The following is a 21,127-nucleotide window of genomic DNA, read 5'->3' as shown; positions in this document are numbered from 1 at the left end:
AGTCCCACCGCTCCAGGCGATCTTGCAGGTGCAGGAGGCCGACTCCGGCGAAGGGCGCAGCGACTGCGATGCAGACCAGCAGCAGTGGAGACATCATCTAAAACCTCCAAGAACCCTTCACTGATCTGACGTTCGTCCGCCGCGAGTAGTTCATTGCCCTTCACCCGTCCGCCACGGCGCGGTCCACCAGCACACCCATCACGGGCGCCAGCAGCCGCGCGTACTCGGTCGTCACGTGGTTGTCATCGCGGAACACCAGGGTGTTGCCGACGATCAGCGGGCAGCGGTCGGGGGCGCAGAACAGGTCGGTCAGGTCGGCGTAGCGCCCGCCATTGCCGACGGTCGCGGCGCGCTCGGCGGCGATCCCGTCGTCGTTGGCGGCCGCGGATCGCGTTGGCGCACAAGCGGTTGCGTCATCGAGGTGCGCGGACAGGCAGGTCGGTGCGGACGAATGCGGATCGGCGGCGGGCCCCAGCACCAGGACGGTGGCGCCGGTGCCGCGCAATTGCGCCACGGTGCGTCCCAGGGCGTCGATCCACGCCGGGTCGTAGGAGGTGAAGCCGAAGTCCCCGCCGTAGCGCCGACTCATGTCCAGCACCACCAGCCGCGGGTGTTCGGCGTTCATCCGGGCCATGATCTGGGCGCGCCACTGTTCGCATTCGGTGTACTCGCGGCCCAGATACGGGCTCATGATGTGCAGGTCCTGCAGCGGGCAGGTCACCTTGGCCAGCGTCTCCAGCCGCCAGTGCCGTTGCTCGGCGAGTTGCTCGAACGCGGGGTTCCACATGGCGGCGTGCGAGTCGCCGATCAGGGCCACGGTCGTCGGCGAGCCGGTGTCACCGGTCGCGCATTCGCTTTGGCCGACGTCACGCCAGGACCGCACACAGCCGTTGACGAACACCGCGGCCTTGTCGGCCGGCGCCTTGTCCAGCGGCGGGTCGAGGTTCGACGGGACGGCGCGCAGGCCGGCGGCCCCCGCGAGGATGACGTGCGCCTGGTCGAAGGCCTGACGGACCGCGGCTTCCTGCGGGCTGACGGCGGGGACGCCGGCCGGGGGCGCCGCGACGATGTTGGCCCGCGGCGCCGCAACCCCATGGCCCACGGGCGCGGGGATCACGTTGAGCAGCAGCATGCATGCGCACGCGGTGGCGGCGCTGGCGCCCCCCGCCACGACCAGGCTGACTTTCGCCGATCGGCGCAGGGCGGCGGCGAAGCGGCCGGGGTTTTCCACCAGATGCAGGGTGATGACGGCCAGTCCGGCGGACACGGCCGTCGCGCTCAGCCGGGCCGGTAGCCCCGCCGGCTCGCCGAGCAGCGCCGGCATCAGCAGCAGCACCGGCCAGTGCCACAGGTACCACGAGTAGGAGATCCGGCCGATGGCGCGCATCGCGGGGCGGCACAGCAGCCGGCCGGGCCCGAGTCCGCCGGTGACGGCGCCGCCGCCGATGATCAGCGCGGTGCCCAGCACGGGCAGCAGCGCCTCGGTTCCGGGGTAGGGGGTGTGGGAGTTGAGTTGGGTGCAGGTCAGCAGGATCAACGCCAAACCGCCCCAGCCGACGATCGACGCGGTCAGCAGCGACAGGCGGCGCCACTGCTCGATCGACAGCGCCACCAGGCCGCCGGCCGCCAGTTCCCAGGCCCGGGTCGGCAGCGAGAAGAACGCCCACGACGGCGACGTGTGGGTCCACAGCGCGCCGGCCGTCAGCGACGCGGCGGCGACCACCGCGAGGACCGCCGCGTACGGCGCCGCGCGCTTCGCGGTGCCGCGCAGGAGCGGGACGCGCCGTGCCAACCACGCGGTGGCGATGATCAGCACCGGCCACACCAGGTAGAACTGCTCCTCGACGCCCAGCGACCAATAGTGCTGGAACGGCGACGGCGCGTCGGTGGTCAGGTAGTCGGTGCCGTGCAGGGCGAATCGGTAGTTGCCGACGTACAGCGCGCTGGCGATGCCGTCGAGGAACACGCTGCGGGCCTGCAGCGGCGGCAGCACCGCGGCGGCGGCGATCGCGGTGACGGTGCCGACGATGGCCGCGGCTGGCAGCAGCCGTCGGGCGCGCGCGCCGTAAAACCGGCCCAGCGCAACGGTATTCGTGGTGGCCGCTTCCCGAAAGAGCAGCCCGGTGATGAGGAAGCCGGAGATGACGAAGAAGACGTCCACCCCGATGTAGCCGCCGCTGACGCCGGGGATGCCGGCGTGGTAGAGCACGACGGCGATCACCGCGACGGCGCGCAGTCCTTCGATGTCGGGCCGGAATCCCCTTCGGGAAGTCCGCCGCCCCACGCGGTGTGGGCTGCCGGCGACTGATTCCTCCCGAAGTGTCATCGTTGGCTCAGGTCGCCATCCAGGCCAGTTCGCCGGGTAGTTGGCTGCGCCAGTAGGCGACGTCGTGGCCGCCGAGCGAGAAGCTGCCCGCCGGTGGCGTCTTCAACTGGTAGACGAATTGCTTTGTGGCGAAATAGAAGCGGTCGAAATTGCCGCAATCCACGCGCAGCGGAATGGAATTCAGCGCCGGTAAACCCATCACGCTGTTCTGCACGAAGTCCTCGTTGCTGTCGAATGCGCCGGGGGCGCTCGTCGCGTACGACGTGTACAGGGCCGGGCTGATGGCGCAGATTCCGGCGGTCCGGGACGGGCCCAACTTGGCGCCCAGACGAAGCGCCCCGTATCCGCCCATCGACCAGCCCATGAAGCCGACCCGGGACGTGTCGAAACCCATCGTGGACAGCATGGGCAGCAGCTCGTCGAGCACCATCGCGCCCGAGTCCTCGCCGGAAGTCCTTTTGTGCCAGTAGGTGTTGCCGCCGTCGACGCCGACGACCGCGAACGGCGGCTTGCCCTCCTTGGCCAGCCGGGCCAGCCCGTCGGGCACGCCCATGTCGATCATCTGGTTGGCGTCGCCGTCCACACCGTGCAGCGCGATCACCGGACGCAACATCTTGCTCTGGCCGGGCGGCATGGCGATCACGTAGTTGGTCTTGATCCCCCCACGGGCGGCCGACACGAACGACCCGGTGAGTCTGTTCGGCAGGGCGCTGCCCGCCGTCGGCGGCTCGAACGGGGCGGGAGCTTGCGGCAGCGTCGCGGCCTGCGACGTCTCGGCGGCCAGCAGCGAGCTGAACGCGTACACGCCGGCGGCTCCGAGGCTGGCACCGGCGCCCATCCGGAGCACCGCCCGGCGTGTGAGGTCAGGCATGATCGCAATGATGCCGCCCGGAGCGGGGATTACCCGCCGAGCCACGCCGTATTGGAAGCATTGTGTGATCTGGCGTGACCTTTCGGTCACGATGCGGTGATCTTTACGGGCGTCGGGCCTTGATCCGGCGCGGTCACCCTTCGCGCCGGGTTGCGGCGTCGGCTCACATCGTAGCGGTGGCGACGAAGGCTTGCCACCACCGGAAACATTGCGATCGTATTGCCTTCTGGCGCAGCGGCAGACCCCCGTGCCGGGAATGCAATCTCGAAGGTTTCAACCCTCGCCCGACGGCCGTGGATTGCGAAGGATGGAGCTTTCTGTGCACAGGGGCGAAAGAGGATTGTGACGTGAGTCTCGCGTTTCATTGGTTTCTGCCGACCTACGGCGATTCGCGGAATCTGGTCGCGGGCGGGCACGGCACGTCGATGTCCGGCGACCGGCCCGCCACGCTGCGGTATCTGCACCAGATCTGTACGGCCGCCGAAGACAACGGGTTCGAGGCGGTCCTCACCCCCACCGGATTGTGGTGTGAGGACGCGTGGTTGACGACGGCGATGCTGGTCGAATCGACCGAGACCCTGAAATTTCTGGTCGCGTTTCGGCCCGGGCTGCTCAGTCCCACCCTGGCGGCCCAGATGGCCGGGACCTTCCAGCGACACTCGGACGGACGGCTGCTGCTCAATGTCGTCACCGGTGGCGAACCACACGAGCAGCGGGCCCACGGGGACTTCCTGGACAAAGAGGCGCGCTACGCCCGCACCGCCGAGTTCTTGCATGTGGTGCGGCAACTGTGGACCTCCAACGAGCCGGTCACCTTTTCCGGCGAGCACATCCGGGTCGAAGGCGCGCAACTGAACAACCCGCCCAACCCGATACCGCGGGTGTTCTTCGGCGGGTCGTCGGCGGCCGCGGGGCCGGTCGCGGCCAAGCACTCCGACGTATATCTCACCTGGGGCGAGCCGCTCCCGGCGGTCGCCGAAAAGCTGGACTGGGTCCGTGGGCTGGCTGTCGACGCCGGTCGAATTCTCCGATACGGCTTACGGATTCACGTGATCAGCCGTGATACGTCCGCCGAAGCGTGGGCGGAGGCCGACCGATTGCTGGCGGCGATCGACCCGGCCGACATCGCACGGGTCCAGGACAGCTTGGCGCGCAGCGAATCCGAGGGCCAGCGCCGCATGCGGGAGCTGCACGGCGGTGACAGCAGCAAGTTGCTGGTCGCGCCGAACCTGTGGGCCGGCGTGGGCCTGGTGCGTGGGGGAGCCGGCACCGCCCTGGTCGGGTCGCACGCCGAGGTCGCCGAGCGGCTGGCCGAATACGCCAAATTGGGGATCACCCACTTCATCCTGTCGGGTTATCCGCATCTGGAAGAGGCCTACTGGTTCGGCGAGGGCGTATTGCCGATTCTGGAGCGGATGGGATTGTGGCGCCACCCCAACCGCCAGACGCACCCGTCCGGGGCGACACCCTTCGCGGTCGCGTCGGCGCACTGAGGGTCATGGCAGCCACGTTGCCCGCGGCGCCACCCGCCGCCGCGTCAGCCGACGCGTATCCAGTCGGTGAAAGCTCCGAGCAGCAGCGCCGGCGGTTGCGCATCGTCGTCGCGGCGAGCCTGTTGGGGACCACGGTCGAGTGGTACGACTTCTTCCTGTATGCCACCGCGGCCGGACTGGTCTTCAATAAGGTGTTCTTTCCGAATGAAAGTTCCTTGGTGGGAACGCTATTGGCGTTCGCGACCTTCGCCGTCGGCTTTGTCATGCGGCCCATCGGGGGCGTGGTGTTCGGTCACATCGGTGACAAGATCGGTCGCAAGCGCAGCCTGGCGTTGACCATGCTCATCATGGGCGGCGCGACGGCGTTGATCGGGCTGTTGCCGACCGCCGCGCAGATCGGGGCGTGGGCGCCGGTGCTGCTGCTGGTGTTGCGCGTGCTGCAGGGTTTCGCGCTCGGCGGCGAGTGGGGCGGCGCGGTGCTGTTGGCCGTCGAACACAGCCCCGACGACCGGCGCGGCCGCTATGGTGCCGTCCCACAAGTCGGGCTGGCGCTCGGGCTGGCCATGGGCACGGGCATCTTCGCGTTCTTGCAGATTGTGTTGGGGCCGAGCCGATTCCTCGCGTACGGCTGGCGCATCGGCTTCATGCTGAGTCTGTTGTTGGTCGTGATCGGCATCGTGGTGCGGTTGCGGGTCGACGAGACTCCCGCATTCCGGGAGCTGCAAGATTTGCAGGCCGCGTCCACCGTGCCGATCCGCGACATCGTGCGCGAGCCCCGCTCGCGGCGCAACACGCTGCTCGGGTTGCTGTCGCGGTGGGCGGAAGGCTCGGCGTTCAACACCTGGGGCGTTTTCGCGATCAGCTACGCGACGGGAGCACTGGGACTGAATCGGATCTCGGTCCTGGTCGCCGTGACCATCGCCGCGTTGTTGATGGCTGTGCTGCTGCCGATTTCGGGACGATTGACCGAGCGCTTCGGTGCGCGACGGGTGTACCTGGTCGGCATCGCCTGCTACGGCCTGACGGCCTTTCCCGCCTTCGCCCTGTTCGGCACCAGGAAGCTGCTGTGGTTCGGCCTGGCGATGATCATCGTCTTCGGCGTCGTGCACGCCCTTTTCTACGGGGCGCAGGGCACGCTGTACTCCGCGCTGTACCCCACGAACACCCGCTACACGGGCCTGTCGTTCGTCTACCAGGTCTCGGGAATCTACGCGTCCGGGGTCACCCCGATGATCTTGACGGCGCTGATCGCCGCCCTCGGCGGGGCGCCGTGGCTGGCGTGCGGGTATTTGGTTGCGACAGCGGTCATTAGCGTGATCGCCACCGCGCTGATCCGCGAGCGCGATTTGTATCTTTAGCGCCCCGGCTGGTGTCCCCGCGCCCGATGTGCTGTGGTTGATAACCAATACCGGGATGCGCGCAGGAGGTGGCTCGCCATGGCCAGCACTTCGCAACTGCGCCAAGGGCTGTCGCATCGGCAACTGAGCATGATCGCCCTCGGCGGCGTGATCGGTGCCGGCTTGTTCGTGGGATCGGGCGTGGTGATCAAGGACACCGGACCGGCCGCATTCCTCACCTACGCCCTGTGCGGTCTGCTCGTCGTCCTGGTCATGCGGATGCTGGGTGAGATGGCGGCCGCGAACCCGTCGACGGGATCGTTCGCCGACTACGCGGCCACCGCCCTGGGCCGCTGGGCGGGGTTTTCGGTCGCCTGGCTGTATTGGTACTTCTGGGTGATCGTGGTGGGCTTCGAGGCGGTCGCCGGCGGAAGGGTCCTCACCTACTGGTTTCACGCGCCCCTGTGGGTGCTGTCGCTGGGCCTGATGGTGTTGATGACCGCGACCAACCTGTTCTCGGTCTCGTCCTTCGGGGAGTTCGAATTCTGGTTCGCCGGAATCAAAGTCGCGGCGATCGCGGTCTTCCTCGCCACCGGAGCGGCGTATGTCCTGGGGTTGATGCCGGGCCATCACGGGGGCCTGGCCAACCTGCATGCACACGGCGGATTCTTTCCGCACGGTGTGGGCGCGGTGTTCGCCGCCATCGTGGTGGTGATCTTCTCCATGGTGGGAGCCGAGATCGTCACCGTCGCCGCGGCGGAAAGCCGCGACCCCGAGCTCGCGGTCCAAAAGGCGACCAGGTCGGTCGTGGCGCGCATCGGCATCTTCTTCGTCGGCTCGGTCTTTCTGCTTGTCGTGATCCTGCCGTGGGACTCCGTGCAGCGCGGCGCCTCGCCGTACGTGGCCGCGCTCAAGCACATGGGCCTGCCCGGAGCGGATCAGGTGATGAACGCGGTCGTGCTCACCGCGGTGCTGTCGTGCTTGAACTCCGGGCTTTACACGGCGTCGCGCATGCTGTTCGTGCTCGCCGAGCGGGGCGAGGCGCCGATGCGGTTGGTCAAGCTGAGCGGGCGCGGCGTTCCCGATCTCGCGATCCTGTGCTCGTCGGCCGTCGGTTTCGGGTGCGTCCTCATGGCGTGGGTCGCGCCGCACACGGTATTCCTGTTCCTGCTCAACTCATCTGGCGCCGTCATCTTGTTCGTCTACTGGCTGATCGCGCTGTCGCAGATCGTCCTGCGCCGCCGCACGCCTGTCGAAAAACTGACGGTGAAGATGTGGTTCTTCCCGGTGCTGTCGATCCTCACCCTGACCGGAATCACCGCGGTGCTGGTGCAGATGGCGTTCGATCGCGCGGCGCGCAGTCAGCTATGGCTCAGCCTGCTGTCCTGGGCGGTGGTGGTCGCGTTCTACTTCGTCGCCCGGCTGCGCGGCCGCGCCGGTGTCGCTTCCGGCGACTGAGCACACACCGGCGGGCGATCCCTCATCCGGCGTGCGCTCCGGCGCGGGTGCGCAGCAGACCCAGGCGCTGCAGGTCGGTGACGTATTTGTCGATCAACGCCTCCGTCACGTGCGGAACGTCGCGGGTGGCGCCGATGCCCGCGGATTGCACTGCCGCACGGAACTTTTCGGCGGGCATGCCGGTGCCGTGAGTCGGCTGGCCCGGCTTGGCGTAGGCGTTCATCAGCGGCAGCAGGGAACTCTTCCGTTGGTTGTCCGGAAGCGACTTCATCGCCGCGGTGAATCTGGCCAGCCACTCGTCGTAGTCGTCGACCCGTTCGATCTTGTGCCCGTCGGCGATGAGCCAGTCCACGAAGGTGTCCAACGAGACGCCGTCGTCATGGGTGTTGAGCACGTTGTAGGTGTGGTAGCCCTGGCGGGCGCTCGCGCCCAGCGTGGTGATGGCCTCCGCGGTGAAATCGGCCGGCAGCCCGTCGTAATGGGCGCGCTGCGGGTTGCCGGACGCGTCAAGCTGATAGAAGGAGCGCGGCGCGATCCCGGTGGCCACCAGGCTCAAGATCAGACGGGTGAACATGTCCGGCACGTTCAGCTGACCGGCGAAGTGGCTGTGCGCCAGGATCATGTCGGAACGGAAGACCGCCACCGGCACCCCGCACAAGTCGTGGGCCTCGCGCAGCAGCACCTCGCCCGCCCACTTGCTGGTCGCGTACCCGCTGGCATACGACTCGTCGAGGGACCGCGACGGGCTGGCCGAACGCACGTCGGCATCCTCGCCGATGAAGCTGCCATCCGGCAGGGTCGTCACCGCGACGGTGGAGATGTAATTGATCGGCTTGAGCCGCTTGCTGATTGCCAGCTTGACGATCTCGGCGGTGCCCACCACGTTCGGGCCGAACAGCTGGCTGTAGGGCAGCACATGGTTGACCAGGGCGGCCGAATGCACGACGAGGTCCACCGATTGCGCGAGGCGCTCGTAGGTGCGGATGTCCAGCCCGAGGTTGCCCGCGCCCACGTCACCGACGAGCACCTGCAGATGCTGGTCGGCCAATTGCCGGAAACGCTGCGACAATTCGGCGTCGCCGCTGTCGATCGCCGCCTCGATGCGCTGACGCCCGGCCGTCCGGTCCGCCCCACGGGCCAGACAGATCACCGTTCCCCCCGTCTGCGCCAGGCGCTCGAGCCAATCCAGGCACAGGAAGCGCCCGAGGTAGCCGTTGGCCCCGGTCAGCAGCACGGTGTTGACGGCGCCGGCCGGCGCCGGAAGGCGCGGTGCGGCGGCCAACGTGTCGTCGTCGATGAACTTGTCCAGCGTCAGGTCCGCGGCGCGGGCCACGGTGGCACCGCGGCCGTGCACCGAGGCGAAGGTCGGCCGTGTCGATTCCGACGTCCGTTCGCCGTCGACGTAGTTCGCGACGGTGGCCAGGGTCGCCGTCGGGCTGACGATGGTCTGCACGGGCACGTCGATGTGGAAGATCTCCGACAGCAGCGTGGCGAAGGAGAACGCGGACAGCGAATCTCCGCCCAGTTCAATGAACTTCGCATCGCCGCGCAGCGCGGCGTCCGCCGGCAGGCCCAGGGTTGCGGCGGCCGCCCGCCGCACCGTGTCGATGGTGGGCAGGTCGCGGCTCGCGGAGCGCAGCTCGTCGAGCTGGTTGCCGTGGCTGGCCTCGATCTCGTCGTACATGGCGTCGAGACGCTCACCGTAACGGGCCTTGAGGGCCGGACGCAGCAGCTTTCCCACCCCGGACAGCAGGCCGTTGTCCCGGGTGAAACGCTCGGACTCCAGCAGGAAGTCGCGCGGAATCTCATACGGGTGCAGGTGGGCGTCGGCGGCGATCTGTTGCAGCGAGTCCGCGATCAGCGCGTGCGCATCCCCGCCGCCGATGGCGTCGGCGTTCGGCACGATCACCGCGAGCAGGAACGGTTGCTCGCTGCTGCCGTACAGGAAAATCTGCCGGATGTAGGGGCTGGTCGAGAAGGTGGCCTCCAACTGGGAGACGGCGACGAACTCGCCCTGCGAGAGTTTGATGACGTTGTTGCTGCGGTCCAGATACATCAGGTGGTCGGGTCCCAGCTCGGCCATGATGTCGCCGGTCTTGTAGAACCCCTCGTCGTCGAAGATCTGCTCCGAGAGCTCCGGGTGCTTGAAATACCCCGGAATCACGTTGCTGGCCTTCAGATGTAGCTCGCCGCGCGGGTACGGCTTGTCGGTGGTGAGGTAGCCCAGCTCGGGGACGTCGACGAGTTTGTAGTCCGTCACCGGTGGGCGCCTGATCCTGCCGCTGCGCATGATGCCGCCGCCGGTCTCGGTGGCGCCGTAGCCGTCGGCCACCGTGACGTCGAGCAGCGACTCCATGAAGGCGTGCATCTGCTTGGACAGCGGCGCGCTGCCGCACATCGCCGAAACGACCCGCCCCCCGATGAAGTCTTGCCGCAGTTCGGCTTTCACCTCGTCGTCGCGCTGTTCGGCGGTGAGGTCGTCGCCGGCTCGTTGGTCGAGCTCTTTGCGGTAGCGGCGAAAGAACATGTCGCACACCCGGGGCACGAGGTTCAAGGCGGTGGGCCGCACCAAGCCGATGTCATCGAACAGGGTGGACATGTCGCTTTTGGCGGCGAAGTAGCCGATGCCGCCGGAGGACAGGGTGGCGATCAGCCACTCCAGCCCGTACACGTGCGACAGCGGCATGTATTGCAGGTGGATGGCCGGTACCACCCGGCCGATATCCACCGAGGGGCTGTGCGGACGCTGCCAGATCCGGGTCATCATGTCGACGGTGTACATCGCCCCTTTCGGGGTGCCGGTGCTGCCGGAGGTGTAAATCAGTGTGGCCAGCGGGTTTTCGCCCTCGCTCGGAACGGACGCCTCAGGTGCCGGGAGGCTGCGACCCGACGAGAGCTCGGCGGAAAGCGACACCACCTCGGCGCGGTGCCCGGCCTCGCGCAGGCGCGCGCGGGCGTCGTCGTAGCGGTCCCGCTGTTCGTCGTCGTCGCTGGTGTAATCGAACACCACCAGCCGCTGGACCGACGGTGCCTCGAGCACGACATCGACTGCGGTGCCCAGGGACTCGACGCTGACGGCCAGGATGCGTGGCGCGGTCTCGGCGACGATCGGGGCGAGCTGGGCCGCCGTCGAACTGGTCTGCAGCGGCACGAACACCGCGCCCAGCCGGATGCACGCCAGGTAGTGCACGACGTAGTCAATGCTGGTGAAGCCCAACACGCCGACGAAGTCGCCCGGGCGCAAGCCGCCGGGCAGGCTGGAGTGCCACGCGGCGGCCAGCGCCGCGACCCGGTCACCCAGCTCGCGGTAGGTGATGGTCTCGAATCCGGACAGCAGGGTCGTCGCCGCGCGCCCGGTCGCCGGATCGCGCACCACCTCGCAGGCGCGCTGGCCGAGCGCGGGCCGGTCGGCATAGCCGCTCAGGTAGATGTCGACGACCTCGGCCAGCCGCAGTCCCGCGCGGTGCGCGGCTTCGGTCACTTCCGGCGAGGGCGCGGCGGCCCGAAACTGCGGGTCGTTGGCGTACAGCTGTTCGACGCGCTCGGTCAGACGCTGCTCGCGGCCCGAGTCGGTGATGGTGTCGGTCATCGGCGGCTTCCTCTCATCGCGGCGCATGCCGGTGCCGTATACCCGCCCTGGCCCGTTCTAGCGGAGGCCGGTCAGCCCCACCGCCGTTCGATCGACTTGATCAGGGCGGTCAGCGTCGCGTTCACCGGCGCCGACACGCCGACGCGGGCGCCTTGGCGTGGCACCGCGCCGTTGATGACGTCGATCTCGCTGACGCGGCGGGCCTCGTGGTCCAGCAGCGCCGACGGTTTGGCGTCGGGCATCTGCGCGCCGAAGGCGCGAGCGTGGGCGACGGGGTCGGTGACGGCGACCGCGATGCCGGACGCGCGGGCGACGGTCCACGCTTCGGTCGCGGCGGCCTGGCTGACCGGACCCATCTCCGGGTCGTCCATCACCTGGCCGACGGTCATGCCGGTCAGCGCGCACGGCGCGCTGTAGGCGGCGTTGCAGATGAGCTTCTCCCACTGCATGGCGGCGATGTCGGTGACCGCGGCGGCGTCGAATCCGGCGTCGGTCCAGGCCCGCGCGATCGCTTCGACCGTCGTGTGTGGCAGTGACGAGTAGGCGCCGAAGCGCATGGCTTTCATGGCGTTGTGATGCACGTGGCCGGGGGCCACCCGGGACGCCCCGAACCCGCTGGCGATCCCGACGGCGACCCGCTCGGCGCCGACGATGCCCGCGACCGTCTCCGCCGACCCCAATCCGTTCTGGATGGTCAGCACCGGCGTGGCCGGGCCCAGCATCGGAAGGGCTTGCCGCGCACCGACGGTCACGTCGGCCGCCTTGACCGCCAGCACGACCAGATCCATCGGCTCGTCGGGCGCGGTGGTGCTCGCCCGCAGCGGCACCACCCGGTCGTAGCCCGGGCCGGTGACCCGCAGGCCGTCGCGGCTGATCCGTTCGATGCTGGGCTCGTGGCGGTCGATGGCCAGCACGTCGTTACCCGCGGTCGCCAGCCTGGCGGCATAAATGGAACCCATTGCCCCGCAACCGATTACCGCGATCTTCATCCGCACCCTCCGGTCAGCTCCGCGATCAGTTCGGCCAGGCCCGCCTTCTCCTCGAGCCCGAACCCGGCCGCGTCCGTCGGCGCGATCCGGCCCCCCGAAATCACGCAGGCCTCCGAATAGCCGCCGAACGGCGCGAACACTCCCGGGTAAGCCTCACACCCGCCCAGGCTGAGCCCGGCGGCGACGTGCAGGTTGATCAGGTGCCCGCCGTGCGGAAACGCGAAGCGGCGATCGAAACCATGGGCTTCCAGGACGTCGAGCATCCGCAGGTACTCGCCCAGCCCGTAGCTCAGGCCCGGATCCATCTGGAAGACATCACGATTCGGCCGCATGCCCCCGTAGCGCACCAGATTTGTCACGTCCGGCACCGAGAACAGGTTTTCGCCGGTGGCCACCGCGCCGTCGTAGCAGTCCGTCACCGCGTGGTGCAGCGCGTAATCCAACGGATCGCCCGGCTCCTCGTACCAGCGCAGGCCGTAGGGGGCCAACGCGGCCGCCCAGCGGGTGGCCTCCTGCCGGTCGAAGCGGCCGTTCGCGTCGACCGCGACCCGTCCGCCGTCGCCGACGGTGTCGACGACCGCCTCGATCCGCGCCAGGTCCTCGCCCAGCGGGGCGCCGCCGATCTTCATCTTGACCGCGTCATAGCCGAGGTCGAGGTACCCGCGCATTTCGCGGCGCAGCTGGTCGACGCCGCCCTCGGCGTAGTAGTAGCCGCCGGCGGCATACACCGGCACGTCCGGCGCGGGGTCCCGCCCGGCGTGGCGGGCGATGGTCACGCAGGCGGGCTCGTCGCGCAGTTTGGCGTTGAGGTCCCAGCACGCCAGTTCCAGCGCGCCCGCCGCGGCCGCCCGGTCCCCGTGACCGCCGGGTTTCTCGTCGGTCAGCGCGCACGCCACGACCGCGGCCGGGTCGAGGAACCCGGACGCATCCAGCAGCGCGTCGGGGGGCGCGGCCAGCACCCGCGGGAACATCCGGTCGCGCAGGATCCCGCTCTGCGCAAACCGTCCGATCGAGTTGAAAGCCACGCCCGCCACGGGTCGCCCGCGCCGGATCACGTCGGTGATCACCGCGACCAAGGAGACGGTGTGGTGCGAGAAGTTGACCATCGCGTTGGCGGGCCCGCCGCGCCGCCCGCTGTCGAGGCCGACCGCCCGCTCGACGATCGCCGCGATCCGCATCACCCGGCGGTCAGGACGTCCGGGTGAGCAATACCGCCTGCTCGAACGGCAGCCTGGCGAAGACCCGTCGCGCTGCGGGCGTGAGGTGGGCCGCCGCCTCGGCCTTGGAGACCACCCGCGGATCGGCGATGCCGATGGTTTTGCGCCGGCTGCGCAGCCGGCCGCCGCCCGCCGCGGACAGATTCTTCAGCCAATCCCGGTCGGGGCCATATGTCAGCAGGATCGCCACCCCGGGTTTGCCGTCGACCTCGGTGCGGAAGACGTTCACGGGTGTGCGGTACGGCTTGCCCGAGCGCCGCCCGACATGCTCGACGATGCCGAAGGACGGGAGCCAACCGGCCCACATCCGCTGAATCGGGTTGGTGACATGACGGTTGAACCGGGCAAGTCCTTGGGGGAGCTGCATCCTCCCATCCAACTCGCACGCCTGGGGCCAGGACAACCCCGAGAGTTCCCGTCCTGCTACACCCTGTAGTTGGACGGCCCGCGAAGGCTGGGACACTGGTCGTCATGGGAAGCAGTGATCGGGCGACCGCGCACGCCACCGGAAGCCCCCGGGCCACGGCGGTGTCGGCGCGGCTGTTCGAGGACGCCTGCGCCGTCATCCCCGGCGGCGTCAACTCTCCCGTGCGGGCGTTCACGGCGGTCGGCGGGACACCGCCGTTCATTACCCAGGCTGGCGGGTGCTGGCTGACCGACGCCGACGGCAACCGCTACGTGGACCTGGTCTGCTCGTGGGGCCCGATGATCCTGGGCCACGCCCACCCCGCCGTGGTCGACGCCGTCGCCAAGGCCGCCGCCTCGGGCCTGTCGTTCGGGGCGCCCACCCCGGCCGAGAGCGAACTGGCCGCCGAGATGATCGCGCGGGTGGCCCCGGTCGAGCGGATCCGGCTGGTCAACTCCGGCACCGAGGCCACCATGAGCGCGGTGCGGCTGGCCCGCGGCTTCACCGGCCGGGCCAAGGTCATCAAGTTCTCCGGCTGCTACCACGGCCATGTCGACGCGCTGCTCGCCGACGCCGGCTCCGGGGTGGCCACGCTGGGGCTGCCGTCCTCACCGGGCGTCACCGGGGCGACGGCGGCCGACACCATCGTGTTGCCCTACAACGACATCGACGCCGTACACCAGACCTTCGCCCGGTTCGGTGACCAGATCGCCGCCGTGATCACCGAAGCCAGCCCCGGCAACATGGGGGTGGTTCCCCCCGCGGCCGGCTACAACGCGGCGCTGCGGACGATCACCGCCGAACACCGGGCGCTGCTGATCATCGACGAGGTGATGACGGGCTTCCGGGTCAGCCGAAGTGGTTGGTACGGAATCGATCCCGTCGATGCCGACCTGTTCACCTTCGGCAAGGTGATGAGCGGCGGGTTGCCGGCCGCCGCCTTCGGTGGGCGGGCCGAGGTGATGGAGCGGCTGGCGCCGCTGGGCCCGGTCTATCAGGCCGGCACCCTGTCGGGAAACCCGGTCGCGATGGCCGCCGGGCTGGCGACGCTGCGCAACGCCGACGCCGCCGCCTACGCGACGCTGGACGCCAACGCCGACCGCCTGGCCGGGCTGTTCTCCGAGGCGTTGACGAATGCCGGTGTGGCGCACCAGATTCCGCGGGCCGGCAACATGCTCAGCGTGTTCTTCTCGGACACGCCGATCACGGACTTCGCGTCCGCGCGGGCCAGCCAGACCTGGCGTTATCCACCGTTCTTTCACTCGCTGCTGGACGCGGGCGTCTACCCGCCGTGCAGCGCCTTCGAGGCGTGGTTCGTCTCGACCGCGCTGGACGACGGCGCCTTCGACCGGATCGCCGGGGCCCTGCCGGCCGCGGCGCGGGCCGCCGCCGAAGCCGAGGAGGGGAAATCCTGATGGCCGAGCAAACCCGGGTGCACGTCGTGCGGCACGGCGAGGTGTACAACCCGAGCGGCATCCTCTACGGGCGCCTGCCCGGGTTTCACCTGTCCGACGCGGGCCGGGCGCAGGCCGCCGCGGTGGCCGACGCGCTCGCTCACCGCGACATCGTCGCGGTGATCGCCTCGCCCCTGCAGCGCGCCCAGGAAACGGCCGCGCCCATCGCCGCCGAGCACGGCCTTCCCGTCGACAGCGACCCCGACCTGATCGAGTCCGCCAACTTCTTCCAGGGCCGCCGCGTCAGCCCCGGCGACGGCGCCTGGCGCGACCCGCGGGTGTGGTGGCAGCTGCGCAACCCGTTCCGGCCGTCCTGGGGCGAGCCCTACACCGAGATCGCGGCCCGCATGGAGACGGCGGTGGACAAGGCCCGCGCCCGCGGCACCGGCCACGAGGTGGTGTGCGTCAGCCACCAGCTGCCGGTGTGGACGCTGCGCCTGCACCTGACCGGTCAGCGGCTGTGGCACGACCCGCGGCGGCGGCAATGCGGCCTCGCGTCGGTGACCACCCTGGTCTACGACGGCGACCGGCTGGCCGGCGTCGAGTACTCCGAGCCGGCGGCCCCTTGAACATACGAGGGCTGGCGATGACCGGGGCCGCGCTGGCGGCCCTGGTTTCCGGCCTGCTCGCCGGCTGTTCCTCCGGCCACGACGCGGTCGCCCAGGGCGGCACCTTCGAATTCGTCTCGCCCGGCGGCAAGACCGACATCTACTACGACCCGCCGTCCAGCCGCGGCCGCCCCGGCCCGCTGTCGGGCCCCGACCTGGCCGACCCCGCGCACACCATGTCGCTGGACGATCCGATCTTCGCCGGCCGGGTCGTGGTCATCAACATCTGGGGGCAGTGGTGCGGACCGTGCCGCGCCGAGGTCACCCAGCTCCAGCAGGTGTATGACGCCACCCGCGGCGCCGGGGTGTCGTTTCTGGGCATCGACGTCCGCGACAACAACCGGCAGGCGCCGCTGGACTTCGTCAACGACCGCCAGGTCACGTTCCCGTCGATCTACGACCCGGCCATGCGCACCCTGATCGCGTTCGGCGGCAGATACCCCACCACCGTGATCCCGTCCACGCTGGTCCTGGACCGCCAGCACCGCGTCGCGGCGGTCTTCTTGCGCGAGATGCTGGCGTCCGACCTACAACCCGTGGTGCAGCGGATGGCCCGCGAATGACCGGCTTCACCCAGCTCGCCGCCGCCGGGCCGCTTTTGGTGGCGCTCGGCGCGTGCCTGCTGGCCGGGCTGGTGTCGTTCGCGTCGCCGTGCGTGGTGCCGCTGGTGCCCGGCTACCTGTCGTATCTGGCCGCGGTCGTCGGCGTGGACGAACAGCCGCCCCCGGGGGCGCTCAAACCCCCGCCGGGGGCGCGGTGGCGGGTCGCCGGGTCGGCGGCGCTGTTCGTCGCCGGGTTCACCACGGTGTTCACCCTCGGCACCGTCGCCGTCCTCGGCATGACGACCACGCTGATCACCAACCAGCTGCTGCTGCAGCGGGCCGGCGGCGTGCTGACCATCGTGATGGGGCTGGTGTTCGTCGGGCTCATCCCGGCCCTGCAACGCCAGGCCCGGTTCAGCCCGCGGCAGCTGACCACGGTCGCCGGGGCCCCGGTGCTGGGCGCGGTCTTCGCGTTGGGCTGGACACCGTGCCTGGGGCCGACGCTGGCCGGCGTGATCACCGTCGCCTCGGCCACCGACGGCGCCAGCGTGGCGCGCGGCATCGTGCTGGTGATCGCGTACTGCCTGGGCCTGGGAATCCCGTTCGTGCTGTTGGCATTCGGCTCGGCCGGTGCGGTGGCGGGCCTGGGCTGGCTGCGCCGCCACACCCGGGCCATCCAGGTGTTCGGTGGCATGCTGCTGATCACGGTCGGCGCCCTGCTGATCACCGGGGTGTGGAACGACTTCGTCTCCTGGCTGCGCGACGCGTTCGTGTCCGACGTGAGGCTCCCGATTTGAGCGCGCCCGTAGAGCTGCTCGCGCAGAAAGCGCGCAACACGTGGCGCGCGCTGACCTCGATGGGCACCGCGCTGGTGCTGCTGTTCCTGCTCGCGCTCGGCGCGATCCCCGGCGCGCTGTTGCCGCAGCGCAGCCTCAACGCCGGCAAGGTCGACGACTACCTGAAGGCGCACCCGGTGATCGGGCCCTGGCTGGACCGGTTGCAGGCCTTCAGCGTGTTCTCCAGCTTCTGGTTCACCGCCATTTATGTGCTGCTGTTCGTGTCCCTGGTCGGCTGCCTCACCCCGCGGATGGTCGAGCACGCCCGCAGCCTGCGGTCCACCCCCGTCGCCGCCCCGCGCAACCTGGCCCGGCTGCCCAAGCACGCCAGCCGCCGGATCCAGGCCGGCGCCGAGGAGCTCAATACCCTGGCGAACGCGATCGCCGGACGGCTGCGCGGCTGGCGCACCGCCATCCGCCACGAAGACGGCGCGGCGTCGGACGTCGTGGAGGTGTCGGCGGAAAAGGGCTACCTCCGCGAATTCGGCAACATCGTCTTCCACTTCTCGCTGCTGGGCCTGCTGGTCGCGGTGGCCGTCGGCAAGCTGTTCGGCTACGAGGGCAACGTGATCGTCATCGCCGACGCCGGCCCCGGCTTCTGTTCCGCCTCGCCGGCCGCGTTCGACTCGTTCCGGGCCGGCAACACCGTCGACGGCACCTCGCTGCACCCGCTGTGCATCCGCGTCGACGACTTCGTCGCGCACTACCTGCCGTCGGGGCAGGCCACGTCGTTCGCCGCGAACATCGCCTACCAGTCCGGCACCGACCTGTTCGCCAACAGCTGGCGGCATTACCGGCTGGAGGTCAACCATCCGCTGCGGCTCGGCGGTGACCGCGTGTACCTGCAGGGGCACGGCTACGCGCCCACCTTCAGCGTCACGTTCCCGGACGGGCAGGTCCGCACGTCGACCGTGCAGTGGCGGCCCGACAATCCGCAGACCCTGCTCTCCTCGGGCGTGGCGCGCATCGATCCGCCGGCCGGCACCTACCCCAACGCGACCGAGCGCCGCCAGCACCAGATCGCCATCCAGGGGCTGCTGGCGCCGACCGAACAGCTGGACGGCACGCTGTTGTCGTCGCGGTTCCCGGCCCTGAACGCGCCCGCGGTGGCCGTCGACATCTACCGCGGCGACACCGGCCTGGACACCGGACGCCCCCAGTCGCTGTTCACCCTGGATCCCCGGCTGATCGAGCAGGGCCGGCTGACCAAGGAGAAGCGGGTCAACCTGCGCGCGGGCCAGGCGGTCCGGATCGACCAGGGGCCGGCGGCGGGCACCGAGATCCGCTTCGTCGGCGCCGTCCCGTTCGTCAACCTCCAGGTTTCCCACGACCCGGGCCAGACCTGGGTGCTCGTCTTCGCGATCACCATGATGGGCGGCCTGCTGGTGTCGCTGCTGGTGCGCCGCCGCCGGGTGTGGGTCCGTCTGACGCCCGACGCCGGCGGGGCACCCGGTACGGTGAACGTCGAGCTGGGCGGGCTGGCGCGCACCGACAACTCCGGGTGGGGCGACGAGTTCGAGCGATTGACCGAGCGGTTGCTGGACGGACTGGAGGCCGGCCGCGCCGAGACGCCCCCCGCGTCCCAAAGGAGTTCTCAGGTGGACGTCACATGAACACGCTGCACGTCAACATCGAGCTGGCGCGCTACTCCGACTGGGCGTTCACGTCGGCCGTCGTCGCGCTCGTCATCGCGCTGCTGCTGCTGGCCTTCGAGCTGGCGTACGCCGGCGGGCGCCGAGCCGACCAGCGCGACCGGGTGCTGGCCGGCGCGGTCAGCGCCGACTCCGCCACCCCCGGCGTGGTCGAACAGACCACCCAGCGCCCGCTCGACGAGCGCGTCGGGCGCGCCGGGTTGTCCGTGGTGTACCTGGGCACCGGCCTGCTGCTGGCCTGCCTGGTGCTGCGCGGCCTGGCCACGGTGCGGGTGCCGTGGGGCAACATGTACGAATTCATCAACCTGACCTGCCTGTGCGGGTTGATCGCCGGGGCGGTCGTGCTACGCCGCCCCCAATACCGCCCGCTGTGGGTCTTTCTGCTGCTGCCGGTGCTGATCCTGCTCACGGTGTCCGGACGCTGGCTCTACACCAACGCCGCGCCGGTGATGCCCGCGCTGCAGTCCTACTGGCTGCCCATCCACGTGTCGGTGGTCAGCCTGGGATCCGGCGTGTTCCTGGTCGCCGGGATCGCCAGCATCCTGTTCCTGCTGCGCACCTCGCGGCTCGGTGATCCCGACACCGACAGCGCTCCGGCCCGGCTGGTGCGGCGCTTCCCGGACGCGGAAACCCTGGACCGCATCGCCTACCGCACCACGATCTTCGCGTTCCCGGTGTTCGGCTTCGGTGTCATCTTCGGGGCCATCTGGGCCGAGGAAGCCTGGGGCAGGTATTGGGGCTGGGACCCCAAAGAGACCGTGTCCTTCGTCGCGTGGGTGATTTACGCCGCCTACCTGCACGCCAGGTCGACCGCCGGGTGGCGGGACCGCAAGGCCGCCTGGATCAACGTCGCGGGGTTCGTGGCGATGGTCTTCAATTTGTTCTTCGTTAATCTGGTGACTGTCGGCCTGCATTCTTATGCGGGCGTGGGGTGAGACCGAACTAGCCGAACAGGCGCCCCGACCAGCGCACACAACGGAATAGCGCACAACCAAGCGCACAACAAGGGGGAATGCAGTGTCCGAGCATCCAACGGCGGGCGTGGGGGCGCCCGACCAACCAACCACGCAAATTCCCCCACAGACGTCACCGGCGGCCGGCAAGCAGGACGCGGCCCAACCGCCGTCGGAGTCGGGCGGCCCGGGTGCCGACGCCCCGACTCGCGCCTTCACCGGATTCCGCACCGAACGCCGCGTCCCCGGCCCCGAGCACCACCAGGAGGCGGCCCCGCCGACGGCGCCCCGGCCCGGCGCCATGCCGCCGTGGGACTCCACCCCGGTCACCGGCATCCCGCGCGTCGACCCGACGGCCTACGGCGCCTATTACGCCGGGCCCGACGCTCCGCCCACCCAGATGCAGGGGGCGCCGCAGCGCCCCGAGCACCTCCCGCACACGCCGTACCCGGAGCTGTCCACCGGCATGCTGCTGCGGCCCGTCCAGCCGCCGCCGTCCGACGGGTGGCGCCTGCTGCTGTACAAGGCCTCCGGCGGGCTGATCAACCTGGGCGAAAGCCCCCGCGCCAGCCGCTACAACAACCTGGTCGCCCAGGTGAACCGGCCGTTGCGGGGCTCGTATCGGGTGGCGTTCCTGTCGCTGAAGGGCGGCGTCGGCAAGACAACGATCGCCGCGACGCTGGGCGCCACCTTCGCCTCCATCCGCGGTGACCGGGTGGTGGCCGTGGACGCCAACCCCGACCGCGGCACGCTGAGCCAGAAGATCCCGCTGGAGACGGCCGCGACCGTGCGTCAGCTGCTGCACGACGCCGGAACCATCGAGCGCTACAGCGACGTGCGCCGCTACACCTCGAAGGGGCCCAGCGGTCTGGAGGTGCTCGCGTCGGAGACGGACCCCGCCATCTCGGAGGCGTTCAGCGCCGAGGACTACGCGCGGATCCTGGACATCCTGGAACGGTTCTACGGCCTGGTGCTCACCGACTGCGGCCCCGGCCTGTTGCACTCGGTGATGAAGTCGGTGCTGGACAAGGCCGACGCCCTGGTCGTGGTCAGCTCGGCCTCCATCGACGGCGCGCGCAGCGCGTCGGCCACGCTGGACTGGCTGGACGCCCACGGCCACGAAGACCTGGTCCGCAATTCGATCGCGGTGATCAACGGGGTGCGCCCGCGCCCCGGCAAGGTCGACATGAACAAGGTGATCGACCACTTCTCCCGGCGCTGCCGCGCGGTCCAGCTGGTGCCGTTCGACCCGCACCTGGAGGAGGGCGCCGAGATCGACCTGGAGCGGTTGCGGCGTCCGACCCGCGAGGCGCTCACCGAGCTGGCCGCGATCGTCGCCGACGGCTTCCCCGGCGACCAGCGCAACCCGGGCGTCCTGGGCTAGCGGGCCGCCGCC

General features: G+C 69.8%; 16 protein-coding genes. 10 read left to right on the top strand and 6 right to left on the bottom strand.

Annotated elements, in window-relative coordinates; all coding sequences use genetic code 11:
• Window positions 1-160: 160 nt before the first annotated feature.
• The gene (locus JF781_RS10025; RefSeq protein ID WP_225328823.1) at window positions 161-2,284 is read right to left on the bottom strand and encodes an acyltransferase family protein; all 2,124 of its coding nucleotides are present in this window, start codon (window positions 2,282-2,284) and stop codon (window positions 161-163) included.
• Window positions 2,285-2,333: 49 nt separating this feature from the next.
• The gene (locus JF781_RS10020) at window positions 2,334-3,197 is read right to left on the bottom strand and encodes an esterase family protein (RefSeq protein ID WP_255641572.1); all 864 of its coding nucleotides are present in this window, start codon (window positions 3,195-3,197) and stop codon (window positions 2,334-2,336) included.
• Between the two features lie 347 nt (window positions 3,198-3,544).
• On the opposite strand from JF781_RS10020, the gene JF781_RS10015 reads away from it, so the two are divergent.
• The 3 genes from JF781_RS10015 (at window position 3,545) to JF781_RS10005 (ending at window position 7,485) form a co-directional block, all read left to right on the top strand.
• A complete protein-coding gene (locus JF781_RS10015; protein ID WP_225328804.1) occupies window positions 3,545-4,690 on the top strand; it encodes an LLM class flavin-dependent oxidoreductase in 1,146 nt (381 codons plus the stop codon).
• 5 nt (window positions 4,691-4,695) lie between these two features.
• Entirely contained in the window at window positions 4,696-6,048 is a 1,353-nt protein-coding gene (locus JF781_RS10010; RefSeq protein ID WP_225328805.1) for an MFS transporter, read from the top strand.
• A gap of 78 nt (window positions 6,049-6,126) precedes the next feature.
• Window positions 6,127-7,485 carry an amino acid permease gene (locus JF781_RS10005; protein ID WP_225328806.1) on the top strand — a complete coding sequence of 453 codons (1,359 nt, stop codon included), beginning with the start codon at window positions 6,127-6,129 and terminating at the stop codon, window positions 7,483-7,485.
• A 22-nt stretch (window positions 7,486-7,507) separates the two neighbouring features.
• Here JF781_RS10005 and car read toward each other — a convergent pair whose 3' ends face one another.
• From car to JF781_RS09985, 4 genes are all read right to left on the bottom strand, one after another.
• Window positions 7,508-11,074: a carboxylic acid reductase gene (gene car, locus JF781_RS10000; RefSeq protein ID WP_225328807.1), complete on the bottom strand. Its 3,567-nt coding sequence runs from the start codon at window positions 11,072-11,074 to the stop codon at window positions 7,508-7,510.
• Between the two features lie 71 nt (window positions 11,075-11,145).
• A complete protein-coding gene (locus tag JF781_RS09995) occupies window positions 11,146-12,063 on the bottom strand; it encodes a ketopantoate reductase family protein (RefSeq protein ID WP_225328808.1) in 918 nt (305 codons plus the stop codon).
• Entirely contained in the window at window positions 12,060-13,241 is a 1,182-nt protein-coding gene (locus JF781_RS09990; protein WP_225328809.1) for an enolase C-terminal domain-like protein, read from the bottom strand. Before JF781_RS09990 ends, JF781_RS09995 begins: the two co-directional genes overlap by 4 nt.
• Window positions 13,242-13,251: 10 nt before the next feature.
• Window positions 13,252-13,647: a nitroreductase family deazaflavin-dependent oxidoreductase gene (locus tag JF781_RS09985; RefSeq protein WP_225328810.1), complete on the bottom strand. Its 396-nt coding sequence runs from the start codon at window positions 13,645-13,647 to the stop codon at window positions 13,252-13,254.
• A gap of 104 nt (window positions 13,648-13,751) precedes the next feature.
• On the opposite strand from JF781_RS09985, the gene hemL reads away from it, so the two are divergent.
• The 7 genes from hemL (at window position 13,752) to JF781_RS09950 (ending at window position 21,115) form a co-directional block, all read left to right on the top strand.
• Window positions 13,752-15,101 carry a glutamate-1-semialdehyde 2,1-aminomutase gene (gene hemL, locus JF781_RS09980; RefSeq protein ID WP_225328811.1) on the top strand — a complete coding sequence of 450 codons (1,350 nt, stop codon included), beginning with the start codon at window positions 13,752-13,754 and terminating at the stop codon, window positions 15,099-15,101.
• Window positions 15,101-15,709: a histidine phosphatase family protein gene (locus JF781_RS09975; protein WP_225328812.1), complete on the top strand. Its 609-nt coding sequence runs from the start codon at window positions 15,101-15,103 to the stop codon at window positions 15,707-15,709. The genes hemL and JF781_RS09975 overlap by 1 nt, the downstream gene beginning before the upstream one ends.
• Before the next feature lie 17 nt (window positions 15,710-15,726).
• The gene (locus tag JF781_RS09970) at window positions 15,727-16,311 is read left to right on the top strand and encodes a TlpA disulfide reductase family protein (protein ID WP_225328813.1); all 585 of its coding nucleotides are present in this window, start codon (window positions 15,727-15,729) and stop codon (window positions 16,309-16,311) included.
• Window positions 16,308-17,087, top strand: coding sequence for a cytochrome c biogenesis CcdA family protein (locus JF781_RS09965; protein ID WP_225328814.1), 780 nt, complete (start codon window positions 16,308-16,310; stop codon window positions 17,085-17,087). The genes JF781_RS09970 and JF781_RS09965 overlap by 4 nt, the downstream gene beginning before the upstream one ends.
• Before the next feature lie 59 nt (window positions 17,088-17,146).
• Entirely contained in the window at window positions 17,147-18,739 is a 1,593-nt protein-coding gene (locus JF781_RS09960; RefSeq protein ID WP_225328825.1) for a cytochrome c biogenesis protein ResB, read from the top strand.
• Window positions 18,736-19,713: a c-type cytochrome biogenesis protein CcsB gene (gene ccsB, locus JF781_RS09955; RefSeq protein WP_225328815.1), complete on the top strand. Its 978-nt coding sequence runs from the start codon at window positions 18,736-18,738 to the stop codon at window positions 19,711-19,713. Before JF781_RS09960 ends, ccsB begins: the two co-directional genes overlap by 4 nt.
• An 82-nt stretch (window positions 19,714-19,795) precedes the next feature.
• Entirely contained in the window at window positions 19,796-21,115 is a 1,320-nt protein-coding gene (locus JF781_RS09950; protein WP_225328816.1) for a MinD/ParA family protein, read from the top strand.
• Window positions 21,116-21,127: the final 12 nt, after the last annotated feature.

The sequence above is a fragment of the Mycobacterium sp. WUMAC-067 genome (genome assembly GCF_020217485.1).
Lineage (GTDB): Bacteria > Actinomycetota > Actinomycetes > Mycobacteriales > Mycobacteriaceae > Mycobacterium.
This window is presented reverse-complemented; position numbering and strand designations above follow the sequence as displayed.